Source organism: Flavobacterium piscis (genome assembly GCF_001686925.1).
Taxonomy (GTDB): Bacteria; Bacteroidota; Bacteroidia; order Flavobacteriales; family Flavobacteriaceae; genus Flavobacterium; species Flavobacterium piscis.
In genome coordinates this window covers 814,114-832,814 of the sequence record NZ_LVEN01000027.1, presented here as the reverse complement: position 1 = coordinate 832,814, position 18,701 = coordinate 814,114, and the positions used below count along the sequence as shown (strand labels likewise).

Below are 18,701 nucleotides of genomic sequence, written 5' to 3'. Positions count from 1 at the left end.
AGGATTTTTTTATTTAAATCATATTTACCAATCATAAATTTAGATATAAACTTTATAGAATTGAATAGTAATGTTTTCGTACTTTTGCGTGTACTTTGTTAAAGAAAATAAATGATATCCATTACCGAAAAAACATTACAAGATTTACAATTTCCAACAGTGCTCGAAACTATTTCGGCTGGCTGCAATACAGACATTGGAAAAGAAAAAGCTTTAGAAATAACACCATTTAGAGATAAAGAAACTTTGATGCAGGCTTTAATGCAAACATCAGAGTACGTTTCATCTTTCGAAAATAATAACGCCATTCCTAATCACGGATTTGACGCGATTACTCATGAAATTAAATTTCTGGCAATCGAAGATAGTTTTCTTGAAGTAGGAAGTTTTAGAAAAATTGCAACACTTTCATCAACAGCAAATTTCTTGTTGAATTTCCTTAAAAAGTTTGATGATTATTATCCTAATTTAAACGCAAGAGCTTCAAGAGTTGAATATACTAAAGATATTGTAACTTTTATCGATGCAATTGTAGATAAATACGGAGAAATAAAAGATAACGCTTCGCCTGCATTATTAAGCATCCGTCAGAATATGAATATTGTTCGCGGTAAAGTAAACCAAAGTTTTGGAGTTGCTCTTTCTCATAATAATAGCCTTGGTTATTTGGACGATATTAAAGAAAGTTTCGTGCAAAATCGTAGAGTTTTAGCGGTTTTAGCCATGTATCGCCGTAAGGTAAAAGGCTCAATTTTGGGAAGTTCTAAAACTGGAAGTATAGCTTATATCGAGCCGGAAGCAACTTTGCAATATTCCAGAGAACTTGCCAATCTTGAGTACGAAGAAAAAGAAGAAATTACCAGAATTTTAAAACAATTGTCGAATCAAATTCGTCCGTATTTACCTTTACTAATTGAATATCAGGAGTTTTTAAGTGATATTGATGTTGTTGCCGGAAAAGCAAAATACGCCAACAGAATCAACGGAATCCTGCCAACCATTACAGAAGAAAGAAGATTGTTTTTTAGAGAAGCATATCATCCAATTTTGTATTTGAATAACAAACAAAAAAACGAAGTTACCCATCCGCAAACCATTGAATTAAAACAAGATAACCGAATCATTGTAATTTCAGGACCAAATGCCGGAGGAAAAACTATTTCGCTTAAAACAGTTGGTTTATTGCAGTTGATGTTGCAATCCGGGATGCTGATTCCTGTTCACGAGCGTAGCGAAACTTTCTTATTCGATAGAATTCTTACAGACATTGGAGACAATCAATCTATTGAAAATCATTTGAGTACTTATAGTTACCGATTAAAAAACATGAATTACTTTTTAAAGAAATGTAATAAGAAAACTATGTTTTTGATTGATGAGTTTGGTACAGGTTCTGATCCTGAATTGGGTGGCGCTTTGGCTGAAATTTTCCTGGAAGAATTTTATCATCGTGAAGCTTTCGGAATCATTACAACACATTATTCAAACTTGAAAATTTTGGCAAACGAATTGCCTTTTGCTAACAATGCAAATATGATGTTTGATGAAAAATCATTAGAACCTATGTATAAGTTAGCTCTTGGCCAAGCCGGAAGTTCATTTACTTTTGAGGTTGCATTAAAAAATGGTATTCCCTTCGGATTGATTAATCGTGCGAAAAAGAAAATCGAAGTGGGTAAAGTTCGCTTTGACAAAACCATTGCTACTCTTCAGAAAGAAAGATCGAAGCTAGAAAAAACTTCTATAAATCTTAAAGAAGAAGAAACTCGTGCGCGAGAGGAAAGTAAAAAGATGGAAAACATCAATGTAAAAATCAAACAAAAACTGGAAAGCTATCAGGAATTGTATGATAGCAACCAAAAGACAATTTACATTGGTCAGAAAATTGAAGATATCTCTGAGAAATATTTCAACAATAAAAACAAAAAAGAATTAATTGGAGAATTTTTGAAAATCATAGAAATTGAAAATTCAAAACGCAAAAAAGCAACTCCAAAAGAAGCGAAAGCCATAATCGAAAAGAAAAAAGAAGTGATCGCAGAAGTATCCGTTCAGGTTGAAGAAATCCGAAAAGAGAAAAAAGAAAAGAAATTGAAGCCTGTTGTCGAAAAACCAAAACCAATTTTAAAAGTTGGTGACAGAGTACGAATGCTCGACGGAAGATCTGTTGGAAGCATAGATTCAATAGAAAAAAATAAAGCAACAGTAAATTACGGAATTTTTACTTCGAAAGTAAGTCTGGATGAATTGGAATTTGTAGAAGCTGGAAAGAAATAAGTTTTTCAGTCGCAGTGGCAGTTTTCAGGTTCAAAATTATGATGAAAAATCTCTATAATTAAAATAAAGCCTTTTAAGGTAATATTTTAAAAAATACGATTAGGAAGATGATTTTTTTATAAAAACTAATTCTATACAATTTATGAAGGCTGTCTTTGATTTAAAAAATTTATAAAACAGTGTGTTTCGATAATAAAAATCAATAATAAAGAATTATTAAAAAAAAAGAATAACCACAATCTTGTCATTTCGACGAAGGAGAAATCACAATCGAAAATCAACAATGATAGACGATTTTGATTGAGGAGTTTCTGGTGTGATTTCTCCTTCGTCGAAATGACAAAAAAACTTAAACTTGAAAATCAATCAATGCAAAGCTTTCCTCCAAATAAAAAAATAATCCTATTCGACGGTGTTTGCAATTTATGCAACAACGCAGTTCAGTTTGTCATCAAAAATGATAAAAAAGATATTTTTCGTTTTGTGGCTTTGCAATCAGAATTGGGAAATGAAATTTGTAAATATATTGGGGTTGATCAAAATAAAATTGACAGCATTGTTTTTTATAATCCTGGCGTTGCTTATTATTTTAAATCTTCAGCAGCTATTGAAATTGCAGAAGAACTTGGAGGAATTTACAGTTTGATTTCAATTTTAAAAATATTCCCGGAAAAACTACGAAACTATATTTACGATTACATTGCTAAAAATCGCTACAAATGGTATGGCAAAAAAGAGAGTTGCATGATTCCAACTCCGGAATTGAAGACTAAGTTTCTTTAAAAAACTCCAATTTATAAATACCAAATTCAAATTATCTCAATATGGTCATTTCGACGAAGGAGAAATCCTCGCAAGTAATTCCGCAACGAGAATCCAATCTTTATAGAGCTTCTAACGAGGATTTCTCCTTCGTCGAAATGACAAACTACTACAAAAAAAATCCCAAACTCCAGTTTTTAAATTGGAATTTGGGATTTTAAAATTGAATTTTAACTAGAATATTATCTAATCAACTTTCTGTATTTCAAACGTTTCGGAGTTAAATCACCACCTAAGCGTTTCTTTTTATTTTCTTCGTATTCAGAGAAACCTCCTTCGAAATAATAAACTTCAGAATCTCCTTCGAAAGCCAGAATGTGCGTACAAATTCTATCTAAGAACCATCTGTCGTGCGAGATAATAACGGCACAACCAGCAAAATTCTCTAAACCTTCTTCCAATGCACGAAGTGTATTTACATCTAAATCATTCGTTGGCTCATCCAGTAAAAGTACGTTTCCTTCTTCTTTCAAAGTCATTGCTAAGTGTAAACGGTTACGTTCTCCACCGGAAAGCATTGAAACTTTCTTGTTTTGCTCTCCTCCACCAAAGTTAAAACGTGATAAATAAGCTCTGGAATTTACTTGCTTTCCTCCCATCATAATCAATTCCTGACCGTCGGCAAAATTTTCCCAGATTGATTTATTCGGATCAATATTAGAGTGAGATTGATCTACGTAAGCTATTTTTACAGTTTCTCCAACTGAAAATTCTCCACTATCCGTAGCTTGCTCGCCCATAATCATTTTGAAGATGGTGGATTTACCAGCACCATTTGGTCCGATGATTCCAACAATTCCGGCTTGTGGCAAAGTGAAGTTTAAATTATCATACAATAATTTATCTCCAAAAGCTTTGGCTACATTTTTAGCTTCAATAACATTGGTTCCTAAACGCGGACCGTTCGGGATATAGATTTCCAGATTTTCATCCAGTTGTTTTTGATCTTCGTTTAATAACTTGTCGTAGTTTTGTAAACGTGCTTTTTGTTTCGTTTGACGACCTTTAGCTCCCTGACGTACCCAGTCCAACTCACGCTCTAACGTTTTTCTGCGTTTTGAAGCTACTTTTTCTTCTTGTGCCATACGACTAGATTTTTGATCTAACCAAGAAGAATAATTTCCTTTCCACGGAATACCTTCTCCTCTATCCAACTCTAAAATCCAACCTGCAACATTATCAAGGAAATATCTATCGTGCGTTACCGCAATTACAGTTCCTGCATATTGTGCCAAGTGCTGTTCTAACCAAAGGACAGATTCAGCATCAAGGTGGTTGGTAGGCTCATCAAGTAACAATACATCAGGCTGTTGCAATAACAAACGACATAAAGCTACACGACGACGCTCTCCTCCTGAAAGGTTTTTGATTGGCGTATCTCCTTCCGGAGTACGCAAAGCATCCATTGCGATTTCTAGTTTTGTATCGATTTCCCAAGCACCAAGAGCATCAATTTTATCCTGCAAAGCTGCCTGACGATCCATTAACTTATCCATTTTATCAGGATCGGAATAGTTTTCTTCTAGACCGAATAAATCATTAATTTGATTGTATTCTTCTAAAACTGCCATAGTTTCTGCAGCTCCTTCACGAACAATTTCGATCACGGTTTTAGAATCATCAAGAATTGGTTCTTGCTCTAAATAACCAACAGTATAGCCTGGTTGAAAGACAACATCACCTTGATAATTTTTATCTACTCCGGCAATAATTTTTAATAAAGAAGATTTTCCTGAACCGTTTAAACCTAAAATACCAATTTTAGCTCCATAAAAGAAACTTAAATAAATGTTTTTAAGCACTGGTTTGTCTGCTCCCTGATAGGTTTTACTCAATTTCTGCATTGAGAAAATTACTTTCTTATCGTCTGACATTTTTTATATTTTTTATTTTAATTAATTATTTTTTATTGATTTTATATCGCAATTAAATTTTGCTAAACTCTTCCTTTTAAAGCATTAAAAACCCAGGCATTGGCAAAAAAACCAACCCCAACGGCTACGAATCCCCAACCAGAAACATCTCTGTATCTAAAAGCGCCAAGACCTATAAGTAACAATCCCATAAGTACCATTATAAAAGTAGCCCATCCTAAAACGGTATTTTTATTCATTCCCATAATTGTGTAATTATTATTTTAAAAGTAGTATTTTTTTTAGAGATGCAAATATCGTGAATTTTCACGGCTTAATTAAATATTTTGTACAGCATTTCTTTTAATAAATCCGCCTGAGGTAAAGCATTTGCACCTACACCTTTACTTTTAATATCTACATCTCGCAGTGCTCCCACTATTTGACTCACTTTTCGCATTGGGTAATTTTTTATGGCTAAGTCATATTCTTTCAGAAAATAAGGATTTACGCCAATTGCTGCAGCTACATTTTTAGGATTTTTATCCTTAAGTCCGTGGTATTTTAAGAGCTGTATAAAAAAACCAAAAACCAATCCCGTAGTCATTACCAATGGATATTCTTTAGGATTATGAGCAAAATTCTCCGCTATTTTGTAGGCTTTTAACTGATTGCGTTCACCAATTGCTTTTCGAAGTTCGAAAACATTATAATCTTTACTAAAACCTATATTTTCCTCGATATGTTGTGGTGTAATTAACGATCCTTGTGGCAAAATAATCTGTAATTTTTCCAGCTCATTGTTGATTTTACTCAAGTCTGTACCTAGAAATTCTACTAACATTGCATTAGCTTTTGGGTCGATTGTGTATTTTTTCCCCGCAAGTACACGTTTTATCCAATCTCCAACCTGGTTTTCGTATAGTTTTTTACTTTCGTATACAATTCCGTTTTGGGCTAATAATTTAGTTACTTTTTTACGCTTGTCGAGTGTTTTGTATTTGTAGCAGAAAACCAACACCGTAGACTCCATAGGATTATTCACATACGACTCTATTTTATCAATTGTTCTTGATAAGTCTTGTGCTTCTTTCACAATAACAACCTGACGGTCAGACATCATAGGATAGCGCTTGGCCGTTGAAACAATATCCTCTACAGTAACATCCCTACCATATAATACGGTTTGATTAAATCCTTTTTCTTCTTCAGACAGGACATTTTGTTCTATATATTCTGATAATTTATCAATATAATAAGGCTCTTCGCCCATTAAAAAATAAATAGGTTTTATATTTCCGGCTTTAATATCATTAACAATTTTTACAACTTCGTCCATTCAAATATTTTTGTTTAAAGTTTCAGGTTTCACGTTCTCGCTTCAATAAGTTGAAACTTTAAACCTGAAACCTGAAACTATTTTATATTTTTGCCCTATGCAGCAATTAAATTTTCCATCATATACTTTCCGATTCAAAAATAGCGAAAATAAAGTGTCCATTTTCGATGAAATCAGGAAAAAATTTATCATTCTTACCCCAGAAGAATGGGTTCGCCAGCATGTTGTTCATTATTTAATCGATGAAAAAAAATACCCTAAATCACTAATCAATGTTGAAAAAGTTTTAACAGTCAACGGATTACGAAAAAGATACGATGTTGTTGTCTTTAATACCGATGGTTCTATACATATATTAGTAGAATGTAAAGCACCTGGCGTAAAAATTTCTCAGGCAACTTTTGATCAAATTGCACGTTATAATATGACAATGCAGGCACGGTTTTTGAATGTGACGAATGGTCTAAGTCATTTTTATTGTCAAATGGATTTTGAGAATGAAAAATATGAGTTTCTAAGAAACTTACCGGACTATAAAGAATAAATAGTATTAAAAATAAATAAAGTTACTTTTGGATAAAATTGCAGTTGTCATTTTAAATTGGAACGGCGTAAAATTGTTAGAGCAATTTTTACCTTCTGTCGTTCAATTTTCGGAAGGAACCCCAATATATGTTGCTGATAATGCTTCAACAGATGATTCTATAAATTTTATCAGACAAAATTTTCCCACAATTAAAATAGTTGTAAATAGCGGCAATCATGGCTTTGCAAAAGGCTATAATGATGCTTTACAACATATTGATGCCGAAATTTATGCGTTAATAAATTCAGACATCGAGGTAACTGAAAATTGGCTAAATCCAATTATTGAAACTTTCGATAAAGAAAAACAAACAGCTATAATCCAGCCCAAGATTCTTGATTTTAAAAACAAAGAATATTTTGAATACGCCGGCGCTGCAGGCGGATTCATTGATAAATTTGGCTTTCCGTTTTGCCGTGGCCGCATTTTTGACACTATCGAAAAAGATAATGGTCAGTACAATGATAATTGTGAGCTATTCTGGGCTTCCGGTGCTTGTTTTTTTATAAGAAGCGAAGTCTATCATGAATTAGGAGGTTTTGACGAAAGCTTTTTTGCACATCAGGAAGAAATAGATTTGTGCTGGCGCGCTGCAAACGAAGGACACATAATTAAATACAATTCAGGATCAGTTGTTTATCATGTTGGCGGCGCAACCTTACAACAAGGAAATCCCAAAAAAACATACTTGAATTTTAGAAATTCATTGTTAATGCTTGTCAAAAATTTACCTAAAAAAGGGTTATTTTTTGTCATTTTCTTTAGAATGGTTTTAGACGGTATTGCCAGTATCCGTTTTTTAACACAAGGAAAATTTGAGCATGCTTTTGCTATTTTGAAAGCGCATTTTTCATTTTATTGTATATCTTTAAAATATCTGCGTAAGCGAAAAGATTTTCAGATACAGCAATACTATACTGTAAAAAGTATCGTTTTCCTGTATTACATAAAGAAACTGTCCGTATTTAAAGAAATCTTTAACAGTAATCAAAATATTAAAAACTAAATTTGTAATCAACGTTTAATTAAATATAATAACTATGAGAAAAATAGTAATTGCACTATCAGTATTAATGGCCTTAACTTCGTGTGTATCGAAAAAGCAATACGCAGCTTTAGAAGCTAAGAACAAAGAAACACAAGATTTATTAAACTCTTGCACCGTAAAACTAAATGCTTGTTTAGAGGAAAAAGCAGGATTAGCAGCTACAGCAGAAAGCTATAAACAACATAATCAAGATTTAATAAGCACTTCTAAAGACTTAACTGTATTAACAACTAAAGGAGCTGAAAATCTTGAAAAATCTTTAGAAAGTTTAAAAGAAAAGGATTTAAAAATATCTAGACTTCAGGATGCATTAACTAAAAAAGACAGTGTAACTTTAGCATTGGTTACAAGCTTAAAAGGAGCTGTTGGAATTAATGATCCGGATATCGAAATCAATGTAGAAAAAGGTGTTGTATTTATTTCTATCGCAGACAAATTATTATTTAAAAGCGGTAGCTATGATGTAACTGACAAAGCTAAAGGTGTTTTAGCTAAAGTTGCAAAAGTAGTAAACGACAAACCAGATTTCGAATGTATGGTTGAAGGTCATACAGATAACGTTCCTTACAAAAGCAACGGAATTTTGCTAGACAACTGGGATTTAAGTGTTAAACGTTCTACATCTATTGTACGTGTATTAACAAATGATCTTGGTGTGAACCCTGCAAAATTAATCGCAGCTGGTAGAAGTTCTTATGTACCATTAGTTGCTAATGATACTCAAGAGGACAAAGCTCGTAACAGAAGAACTCGTATTGTGGTTATGCCAAAAATCGATCAATTTTATGATATGATTGAAAAAGAAATGAAGAAACAAGCGAAATAATCTCGTTTTTACATACTTTATTAAACAGAAAAAGCAGGTCAATTGACCTGCTTTTATGTATCCTTAACTTTTTTAATAACCAATTAAATATAAATTAAGAATAGCATTATCTTTAAACTAACTAAATTTTAACTAATCTAAAGTTAGTTATTATTTTTTAACTTTTATATGATTTAAGTATTTATTTACAAATACGCCACATGCACTACATACCATAATTTAAAGGTAATAAATCACCTACTTTCTTTTCTCCAATTTTGCCTAAAAAAAGTATATCATTAATATTTGAATTATTACCGTACTTATAAATATAAAAACTATCTGTGAGGAAAACTATTTTGGATGATTCGTTATTATTAAATGTAACATTATAAGATGCCACTATATCTTTTATATTTTCTTCGTTTTTCATTTCTCCTTTTCGTTGAGGAAGAATTTTTACTTTTACAATATCATCTTCTTTACTAATTGAAAAACGTGCATTTGGATCAAGATTATGAGTATCATTAAACAATAAAAATTTCTCTTGCCCCCAATCCTTATTTGCTAAATTCCTGAAAAACTGAACCTGCGAACCTTGAAAAGCTTTTTCTCTGCGTTCTAAAATTTCTGCAGCATTGTTAACTTCCTCAAAACGGCTCACTCCCTGATAAAAGTTATTAACTACATCTTTGGAATTCATACTGATTTTATCAAATGTAATTTCAAATCCTGCTAATTCATAATTAATTTTATAACCTAAAGAGCTATTAATTACAATCAAAGGTTTATTAGATGAAGCGGTCAAAATTAATTTTTTCTTGTCATACCTGAACTTAATATCATCTTCATTATTTATTACAGAAAATTTTGCATTATTAGTTTTGCCTAAAAAATATTCTTTAAATATTTTTAATTTCTGAGCTCTGGTAAACAGTTCTTTTTGGTTAACAACAACTTCTTTAAGTTGATTTTTAGAAATTGTAAGTCTAACATTTAAGGGTTTAGAAGGATCCAAAGCAGTAAGGTATTCTCTTTCGTATCCCATGAAACTTATTACCAAAACACCATTGGTATTGGCTTCATATGTTATAGAATAATTTCCGGCTGCATCTGAAATGGTTGCAAATGTAGTACCGTCAAAATAAATATTGACTCCTTCTAAAGGGATATTGTCTTTACCTAAAATTTTACCTTTTAAAATGTTTTGTGAAAACATAGTAATAGATGCAAACAGAAACGCAAAAAGATAAAGTTTTTTCATAAAAAATAAAAGGTTTGGTTAATTTTTAGCTAATTAACCAAACCTTTTTATATTATCCTAAATATTTTATAAATTATTCTTACAAAATATCTATATCTCCTTTTCCTTCTCGTATTATAACGGGCTCATGTTCTGATAAATCTATAATCGTCGAACCTACATTGTCTCCGTAACCTCCATCGATAACAAGATCAACAATATTTTGCCATTTTTCAAAAATCAATTCCGGATCTGTAGTATATTCTATTACATCATCTTCATCACGAATAGAAGTTGAAACAATAGGATTTCCTAGTTGACGAACAATTTCTAATGCAATATTGTTATCCGGAACACGAATACCTACAGTGGTTTTCTTTTTAAACTCTTTTGGTAAATTATTATTTCCCGGCAAAATAAAAGTGTAAGGACCTGGTAATGCTCTTTTTAAAATCTTAAATGTAGCCGTATCGATCTGACGTACATAGTCTGAAAGATTGCTCAAATCATGACAAATAAAGGAAAAATTTGCTTTCTCTAATTTCACTCCTTTTATTTTGGCAATTTTCTCTAAAGCACGCGAATTGGTAATATCACAACCTAAACCATATACGGTATCTGTTGGATAAATTACTAAACCTCCATTTTGAAGTACTTTGACCACTTTGGCAATAGCAGCTTCACTGGGTTTATCTGGATATATTTTTATGAACTCAGCCATTTTTTAATTTTTGTTTTTTAATTGTTTGAGCTTTACTTTGTTTCAGGTTTCACGTCTACATCTTTATTCTTAACCGCAAAGTTCTCAAGGATTTACGCTAAGAGCGCAAAGTTTTACATTTTTAAGTACTGGCTTTCAAACTTGCGTTTAAATTATGTTCAACGCAGAGCAACCTGAAAACTGAAACTTTTTTTTAACCAATAACATCTAATTTAGCAAATCTTAGCAACAATTTCTTGATTCCACCAACTTCAAATTTTATTTCGGCTTTTTTATCAGCTCCAACACCTTCTAAATTCACCACTTCACCCTTTCCAAAACGTTCGTGCATCACGACATTTCCAATAGTTAACGAATTATCGAATAAATTAGGTGCAGCACTATTAGGATTATTGCCGGCAACAGGTTTTAATTTACGAATGTTCAAATCAGGTTTTGGCTGATTGTCCGTAACGTGTTTCGGTGGCGTTGATCCAATAGGTTTTGCCAGTCTTAACTTCGATTTATCAATATCTCCAAAAATATCCCCGTCAATAGGTGATTTATAACGGTAATTCGTTTCGGCTGGAGTTAAATATTCCAAATATTGTCCGTCAATTTCTTCAATAAAACGCGATGGTTCGCTATCTGTCAATTTCCCCCAACGGTAACGCGATTGTGCATAAGTTAAATAAGCCTGATGTTCTGCACGAGTTAAAGCTACGTAAAATAAACGACGTTCTTCTTCTAATTCGCTTCTGGTATTCATACTCATCGCACTCGGAAACAAATCTTCTTCCATACCTACTACAAAAACATGAGGAAATTCCAGTCCTTTTGCTAGGTGAATCGTCATTAATGCCACGCGATCTTCATCAGATGTATCTTTATCTAAATCAGTTGCAAGCGCTACATCTTCCATAAATTCAGATAAAGCTCCTCTTGCTCCATCAATTTCTTTTTGTCCTTCAGTAAAATCTTTTAAACCATTTAAAAGTTCTTCGATATTCTGAATCTTAGCCATTCCTTCCGGAGTGGCATCTTTTTTTAATTCCTGAACTAATCCGGTTTTTTTAGCCACATAATCCGTGATATAAAAAGCATCCTGATTTTGATCAATCACCTGAAAACTCTGAATCATCGTAACAAAATCATTGATTTTATTCTTTGTTCCTGTGTTTAATTTTAAATCGATTTTATCAATATTCACCATCACTTCCCAAATCGAGCGTTTGTAATGATTGGCAGCGATTGTTAGTTTTTCAACTGTTGTATCTCCAATTCCACGAGCTGGATAATTGATCACACGAACTAGTGCTTCTTCGTCTTTTGGATTAATAACCAAACGTAAATAACACAAAACATCTTTAATTTCCTTACGTTGGTAAAATGATAATCCACCATAAATACGATACGGAATATCTCTTTTACGCAAAGCATCCTCCATCGCACGCGACTGCGCATTCGTACGGTACAAAATAGCAAAAGAACCATTATGCAGCTGATTCATCATTTTTTGTTCAAAAATGGTACTTGCTACAAAACGACCTTCTTCGGCATCGGTCAAACTGCGATGCACTTTAATTTTTTGTCCAAAATCATTGGCTGTCCAAACTACTTTATCCAGTTTGGTCTTGTTATGTTCCATTACAGTATTTGCCGCTTCAACAATATTTCTCGTCGAACGGTAATTTTGCTCCAGACGAAACATGATTACGCCTTCATAATCTTTCTGGAAATTCAAAATATTATTAATATTCGCCCCTCGGAAAGCATAAATACTCTGTGCATCATCACCTACCACGCAAATATTCTGAAATTTATCAGATAAAGCCCTAACAATCAAATACTGAGAGTGATTCGTATCCTGGTACTCATCAACCAGTATATAACGAAAACGGTTTTGGTACTTTGATAAAACTTCTGGAAAACGGGTTAATAATTCATTGGTTTTCAACAATAAGTCATCAAAATCCATTGCTCCTGCCTTAAAACAACGCTCAACATATTGCTGATAAATTTCTCCTAAACGCGGTCGTTTTGCCATTGCATCGGCCTCTACCAATTCAGGATTATTAAAATAGGCCTTTACCGTAATCAAACTATTTTTATAACTGGATATACGACCTAAAATCTGTTTTGGCTTATAGATATCACGATCGAGCTGCATTTCTTTAATAATAGAAGAAATCAGTCTCGCTGAATCCTGAGAATCATAAATCGTAAAATTAGACGGGTATCCCAAATGATCTGATTCTGCTCGAAGAATACGGGCAAAAATCGAGTGAAAAGTTCCCATCCAAAGATTTTTTGCTTCAGATGCACCCACAATATCCGAAATCCTGTGTTTCATCTCACGAGCAGCTTTGTTCGTAAACGTAAGTGACAAAATATTGAAAGCATCAACACCCTGCGCCATCAAATAAGCAATTCTAATAGTTAAAACACGGGTTTTTCCTGAACCTGCACCAGCAATAATAATCATTGGCCCGTCTTTCTTCAAAACAGGCTGTCTCTGTGCTTCATTGAGCTGGTCAATGTATTTTTGCATGAAATTTTTCTCCATAATTACTGCAAAAATAAGAATTTATGAATGAATAAACTAACACCAAAGAAGCAACTTTAAACCCAAAAAATTTAATCTCTTCAAAGCTGCAACAAAGCTGTTTTAGAATTTATCTTAAAAATACCAATGTTTTAGAGAGCTGACAATAACCCAAAAATTTTATACAAAACATAAGATTAATTGGAATAAAAACTTAATTTTGAATACAATTCTAAAAACAATTTATGAAAAAAAACTACTTTTTATTCTTTCTGCTTAGTTTTAAATTATTTGCTCAAAATCCAGAGCTTGATCCTACCTTTAATGTCAAGGATACAGGAATATACCAACAAAATATTGGTTATGATGCTGTTGTTCTTCCTGACAATAAAATTCTAACTGTTTTTGAAAGTGGCAGCAGATATAATGCAATGCTTTTAAATCCTGACGGAAGCCCTGTTAGAACATTTAATACCACTGATTCTTATTCAGTAAACGAAATTCAAATAATTGCCAAATCAGATGGTGCGTTTATCACACTTGCATATGGTGGCATAGTAAGAGCCTTCAATGCAAATGGAACCCTTAATTCCGTTTTTCCTACTACTACTTTAAAAAATGTTAATAGTAATCCTGTACAGGTAAAAAATATAATTTATCAGGATGACGGAAAACTTATTATTAATGGTGCATTCGATATGACAAATGATGTTTACACGGGAGGTATGATACGTTTAAATCCGGACGGAAGTCTTGATTCTACTTTCAAATTAGAATCAGGAGGTAATAAATTAATACTATTAAGTGATGGAAAATCAGTTACCACAAGTCGAACTACTATATACCGCTATCTTGCTACCGGAAAAAACGATCCCAGCTTTAAAGTAAAGACCACGATTGATCCTGTGCAAAAATATGTCACTAATGGTTTTGAAACCGATAACAATAGCTTAATTGAGGATATAGCAGTACAGCCCGACGGAAAAATCATAGCTGTTGGATGTAATTTTGTAGAAAATGGCAAAACCTTTTCTTACCAAATAGTACGCTTGAATGCTGATGGTACAAGAGATACATCTTTTAAAAGATTCGACAGTCAGACTCCAAATCTAACCAGGGTATATTTGCAAAGCGACAATAAAATTATCCTCCTTGCAAAAAGTGGTCCCGCTTTAATTCGTTTAAATACGGATGGAACAACAGATACTACTTTTAATTATTCAAATTCTGCCCCTTTATTCTACACAGAAGGTAAATTATTCTTTCAAGGGAATAAAATAGTCGTTACCGGTAATTATAAAAATAGTGAAGGAATAACAAGATCAAGAATTCATAGAATAAATGCTGACGGAAGTTTCGATTTCACATTTAATCCGCATTCAGGCCCAAATTTATTTTTTGATGAGCAAAACAGTAAAACCTCATATCCATTTACTGCAAAAACACTGTTGGATCAAAAAATTTTATTAGCCGGAGATTTTTCTACTTATAATGATAAACCAGCCCGAAATATATGCCGAATTAATCAAAACGGAGAATTTGACCCTACTTTTACTTTAGATCCCGCCGTAAAAATAAATGCCGAAATATCACAAAGTGATTACACCATCATTCCGCAAAATGATGGAAAGATAATCTTACTGCACAACGGCGGTATTTCAGCAAATGGTAAAGGAACAAGTATCATTCGATTAAATAATGACGGAAGCATCGATAATAGTTTCAATTTCAGTCCAAAAGATAATACTTTTGATAATATTGGAACAGCTGTTATAAAAGATATAAAAATTTTAAATAACGGAAAATTTTTAATTATAGGAGAAAGCGGTCTTTTTACAAAAAAAATAGGAAATTACTATTCATACAATGTCATTCAGCTTAATTCAGACGGTTCTTTAGATACCAATTACAAAGCCAGTTTTTTCCACAAACCAATAAAAATCACTACATTATCTGATAATAAAGTCTTAATTTCTTTTTTACAGAATACATATGATTATAAATATTTTCCGGTTTTAAAATTAAACGAAAACGGAACTACAGATTCCTCTTTTAAATCAGGTAATTTACTCCTGTATAGAATAAAAGAATTAAGTGATGGTAAAATATTGGCAATAAACAACAACCTTTTGCTAACCAGATTAAATTCTGACGGTTCTACAGATGCTTCGTTTACATCTTATTCCTTTGCCAAGGGAAATTTCAATAAATTTAATTACTACGAAAACGGCGAAATCAGTTTATTTTTAACTTCAAGCTCAACAAAAAAATTAACTTTTAGTTCAGAAGGAACATTGCTAAACACCGTAGACTACAATACTACCAACGAGTTTGAAATTCAAAATTGCGAAGATGTATTGTTTTATGGCTATATTACTAACATTGGAGACGTCAATAAAAATGGCATCGTTCGCTATAAAACATCAAATACACCTTCAAATCCAAATCCTGCTGGCGAAGTATTTCAGCCTTTTACAAACGGACAAACTTTGGCCGATCTTAAAATTGAAGGAACTAATATCAATTGGTACGCCGTTCAGAGCGCTTGTGGTATAAATAATACGATTACAAAAAAAGGAACCAATCTTCCTGAAACGGTACTTCCTCCATCTACCTTATTGGTCAACGGAATGACCTATTATGCATCGCAAACCATTAATGGCACAGAAAGCAGCTACAGATTACCCGTCACCGCTTATTCTGCTACTTTAGACACTAAAAAACACGAACTTCCCAATTTAGTAACCTATCCAAATCCTGTAAAAGATTTTTATACAATATCGAATAGTGAAGAAATAACCAAGGTAGAAGTTTACAATTTAGCTGGACAGCTTTTATTAAGCAATACATACAGTAATAACAATCTTAAAATTGATTTTACATCTTTAACTTCAGGTTTTTATTTTGTAAAAATACATGCTCAGGAGAAAGTTGCAATTATCAAAACGATCAAAATTTAGAGAAAAACAATAAATATTTCAAGCCAATTGCCGTCACATTATAAGGAGCACGGCAATTGGCTTTTTAAGAAACATAGTTCCCGCTTTCGGCTATATCTCTCCGTTTCACTACGAGGATACCGCCTCTATCGGGGCTAAATTAGAAACAATTGGCTTTTTTAAGAAAGTTGCTGAGTTACAAAGATTCTAAGATGCTAAGTTTTTTTTGAATTTAATTGAGAAGACAAATAATTTATGAAATTTTCTTTTTAAGTAATTAGCTAAAAACTTAGAAGCTTAGAATCTTAGTGCCTTAGCATCTTTATTTATAAAAAACATCATAAGCAAAGCGAATCAACGTACCTACAACCACGATCAAAAAGAAAATCCTGATAAAACCATTTCCTTTATTAATGGCTAGCTTTGCACCCAGCCATCCGCCAAATCCGTTGCTGATTGCCATTGGAATTGCAATTGACCAAATGATTTTTCCTTTGATCATAAACAAACAAATTGAACCAAAATTCGTTGCCAGATTTACCATTTTAGCGTTCGCAGATGCGTGCAGGAAGTCAAAACCTAAAAGAGCAATAAAAGCAACCACAAAAAAACTTCCCGTTCCCGGCCCAATAAATCCATCGTAAAAACCAACAATGATACTAATTACCACAGCATAAAATATTTGTGTTGTTGCAGAATAATCTTTGGCTACATGTTGACCAAAATTCTTTTTCGCGTAAGTGTAAACAAATAATAAGGATAAAACGACCAATAAAAGCGGTTTCATAAAATCATTACTAACTAATGTTAATATAGTAGATCCTAAAAATGCCGAAGGAACTGCCAGACACATCATGATCAAAAGCAGCTTCCATTGAATTACTACTTTTTTCATGTATTGAAAAGCTGCAAAAGCTGTTCCGCTGAAGGCAGGAATTTTCAAAGTTCCTATAACTGTCGAAACGGGTAAATTGGGCAATAAAATCAATCCCATTGGAGTTTGAATCAATCCTCCTCCGCCAACAATTGCATCAATAAATCCGGCTGCAAATGCAGCTAAACAAAGAAAAAATATGATGTATGAATCCATTATTATTGTGTTTCAGGCGGTTTTAAAAAATCTTTACAAAAATAGAATTCCATTTTTATTTATTACAATAATTTTAAAGTGGATTTCTCCCCAAAAAGTATATTTTTGTTGGAAATTTGAACCAAATGGATTTTAATAGAATTATAGAATTAGCCAGTTATACTTTACCTGCCATTGTTACCGGATTTGTAGCATACCGTTTTTTTGAATTGCACATCAAAAACAATGATAAAAAACGTGCTTTTTTATTGAATAGAGAATATCAAAAACAGTCTTTACCAATACGCTTACAGGCTTACGAACGCATGACTTTATATTTGGAACGTATCAATCTGACTAAATTATTGATCAGAATTGCGCCAATATCAAACGAAAAACACGATTACGAAAACTTTCTAATCGACCAGATCGAACAGGAATTCGAACACAATCTAACGCAGCAAATTTATATGTCTGATGAATGCTGGACGATTATTGCAACAGCCAAAAACTCTACCATTCAAATCATCCGAAAAGCTGCCATGAGTGATCGTGTAGACAGCGGTGATAAATTGCGCGAAGTAATTTTGAATGATTTGTTAGAGAAACAATCACCAAGTAATGCTGCTTTAGCTTATATTAAAAATGAGGTATCTGAGTTGTGGTAGAATTTTAATTTTAGAATTCAGATTTTAGATTATGCTTTGTCAATCTAAAATCTGAACTCTGCAATTGTTTTTATTTCCACCAGTTTTGTTTTGGCTTAACATTCCATCCATTTTTTAAGTATTTTTGAGAGATACTGAGTTCTCCCGCTCCACTATCAAAATCGCAATTTACATTGGGAACTCTATAATCTCCCCAGTTGCAAATTTTATCTTTTCCGGTAGTATTAGATTTCCATATACCAACAAATACATTATTAAAATAGTTATCTCTGTAACTTTCAATGTCATTGTATTTGGCTAAATTATGTTGATCAATATAAAATATGGTTTGTAGTTTTCCATGAAATTCACCCGTATTTTTTTGTTTTTTATTTTCAACAAATTTATAACTAGCAGTGAGTAATCCCTGGCTTTTTATACTCGCATTTTTATATTCATCATCAACGCCAAATTTTGGCTTTTTAAGTTCTTGTATTTTTACGATGGTTATTGTGCCTGTAAAATCACAAATATTCGATTTGACACTTGACTTTCCCTGAACAATATATTCTGTTTTATCTTTTTCGTTTCTTTTAACGGATGTAAACTTTATGAATATTCTTTGATAATTATCTCCTATAACGCCATAAACAGCATTGTTTTCAGTTGCATTCCACAAACTTGAAAAATTATAACTTGTGTACTTGTCTACTTTATTTATTTGAAATAATTCCGAATTATCCCAAATAGCACTTCTGCATATTTTATTCTGACTGAATGCATTTAATGCAAAAAAGAAAAGAAAGAATACAATTATGTTTTTCATGT

General features: G+C 32.5%; 15 protein-coding genes. 7 read left to right on the top strand and 8 right to left on the bottom strand.

What is annotated here, in order from left to right; translation table 11 throughout:
- Nucleotides 1-111 precede the first annotated feature (111 nt).
- Nucleotides 112-2,277: an endonuclease MutS2 gene (locus tag FLP_RS13960; protein ID WP_065450088.1), complete on the top strand. Its 2,166-nt coding sequence runs from the start codon at nucleotides 112-114 to the stop codon at nucleotides 2,275-2,277.
- Nucleotides 2,278-2,646: 369 nt separating this feature from the next.
- Entirely contained in the window at nucleotides 2,647-3,060 is a 414-nt protein-coding gene (locus tag FLP_RS13955; protein ID WP_065450303.1) for a thiol-disulfide oxidoreductase DCC family protein, read from the top strand.
- 221 nt (nucleotides 3,061-3,281) lie between these two features.
- Here the strand turns inward: FLP_RS13955 and ettA are convergent, their stop codons facing one another.
- From ettA to holA, 3 genes are all read right to left on the bottom strand, one after another.
- Nucleotides 3,282-4,973: an energy-dependent translational throttle protein EttA gene (ettA, locus tag FLP_RS13950; RefSeq protein ID WP_026985169.1), complete on the bottom strand. Its 1,692-nt coding sequence runs from the start codon at nucleotides 4,971-4,973 to the stop codon at nucleotides 3,282-3,284.
- 62 nt (nucleotides 4,974-5,035) lie between these two features.
- The gene (locus FLP_RS13945; RefSeq protein ID WP_035680915.1) at nucleotides 5,036-5,218 is read right to left on the bottom strand and encodes a CAL67264 family membrane protein; all 183 of its coding nucleotides are present in this window, start codon (nucleotides 5,216-5,218) and stop codon (nucleotides 5,036-5,038) included.
- Nucleotides 5,219-5,286: 68 nt separating this feature from the next.
- Nucleotides 5,287-6,291, bottom strand: a complete 1,005-nt coding sequence (holA, locus tag FLP_RS13940) for a DNA polymerase III subunit delta (RefSeq protein WP_065450087.1) — start codon at nucleotides 6,289-6,291, stop codon at nucleotides 5,287-5,289.
- Nucleotides 6,292-6,388: 97 nt separating this feature from the next.
- On the opposite strand from holA, the gene FLP_RS13935 reads away from it, so the two are divergent.
- The 3 genes from FLP_RS13935 to FLP_RS13925 are packed head-to-tail and all read left to right on the top strand — an operon-like array spanning nucleotide 6,389 to nucleotide 8,751.
- Nucleotides 6,389-6,835, top strand: a complete 447-nt coding sequence (locus FLP_RS13935) for a type I restriction enzyme HsdR N-terminal domain-containing protein (RefSeq protein ID WP_065450086.1) — start codon at nucleotides 6,389-6,391, stop codon at nucleotides 6,833-6,835.
- Between the two features lie 28 nt (nucleotides 6,836-6,863).
- Nucleotides 6,864-7,883, top strand: coding sequence for a glycosyltransferase family 2 protein (locus FLP_RS13930; RefSeq protein ID WP_065450085.1), 1,020 nt, complete (start codon nucleotides 6,864-6,866; stop codon nucleotides 7,881-7,883).
- A gap of 34 nt (nucleotides 7,884-7,917) precedes the next feature.
- A complete protein-coding gene (locus FLP_RS13925) occupies nucleotides 7,918-8,751 on the top strand; it encodes an OmpA/MotB family protein (RefSeq protein ID WP_065450084.1) in 834 nt (277 codons plus the stop codon).
- 205 nt (nucleotides 8,752-8,956) lie between these two features.
- Here the strand turns inward: FLP_RS13925 and FLP_RS13920 are convergent, their stop codons facing one another.
- The 3 genes from FLP_RS13920 to FLP_RS13910 all read right to left on the bottom strand — a co-directional run bounded on the left by FLP_RS13920 (nucleotide 8,957) and on the right by FLP_RS13910 (nucleotide 13,224).
- A complete protein-coding gene (locus FLP_RS13920) occupies nucleotides 8,957-9,994 on the bottom strand; it encodes a carboxypeptidase-like regulatory domain-containing protein (RefSeq protein WP_083195877.1) in 1,038 nt (345 codons plus the stop codon).
- A 79-nt stretch (nucleotides 9,995-10,073) separates the two neighbouring features.
- Nucleotides 10,074-10,694, bottom strand: coding sequence for an L-threonylcarbamoyladenylate synthase (locus FLP_RS13915; RefSeq protein WP_065450082.1), 621 nt, complete (start codon nucleotides 10,692-10,694; stop codon nucleotides 10,074-10,076).
- A 193-nt stretch (nucleotides 10,695-10,887) separates the two neighbouring features.
- Nucleotides 10,888-13,224 (bottom strand): ATP-dependent helicase, encoded by a 2,337-nt coding sequence (locus tag FLP_RS13910; RefSeq protein WP_065450081.1) that lies wholly within the window; start codon nucleotides 13,222-13,224, stop codon nucleotides 10,888-10,890.
- A 239-nt stretch (nucleotides 13,225-13,463) separates the two neighbouring features.
- Between FLP_RS13910 and FLP_RS13905 the strand changes: the two genes are divergently transcribed.
- Nucleotides 13,464-16,178, top strand: coding sequence for a T9SS type A sorting domain-containing protein (locus tag FLP_RS13905; RefSeq protein WP_065450080.1), 2,715 nt, complete (start codon nucleotides 13,464-13,466; stop codon nucleotides 16,176-16,178).
- 301 nt (nucleotides 16,179-16,479) lie between these two features.
- Here the strand turns inward: FLP_RS13905 and FLP_RS13900 are convergent, their stop codons facing one another.
- Nucleotides 16,480-17,247 carry a sulfite exporter TauE/SafE family protein gene (locus FLP_RS13900; RefSeq protein WP_065450079.1) on the bottom strand — a complete coding sequence of 256 codons (768 nt, stop codon included), beginning with the start codon at nucleotides 17,245-17,247 and terminating at the stop codon, nucleotides 16,480-16,482.
- Nucleotides 17,248-17,372: 125 nt separating this feature from the next.
- On the opposite strand from FLP_RS13900, the gene FLP_RS13895 reads away from it, so the two are divergent.
- Nucleotides 17,373-17,894 (top strand): DUF7935 family protein, encoded by a 522-nt coding sequence (locus tag FLP_RS13895; protein ID WP_065450078.1) that lies wholly within the window; start codon nucleotides 17,373-17,375, stop codon nucleotides 17,892-17,894.
- A 70-nt stretch (nucleotides 17,895-17,964) separates the two neighbouring features.
- On the opposite strand, the gene FLP_RS13890 is transcribed toward FLP_RS13895, so the two are convergent.
- On the bottom strand, nucleotides 17,965-18,699 hold the full coding sequence (locus FLP_RS13890) for a hypothetical protein (protein WP_123921673.1): 735 nt from the start codon (nucleotides 18,697-18,699) through the stop codon (nucleotides 17,965-17,967).
- Nucleotides 18,700-18,701 lie beyond the last annotated feature (2 nt).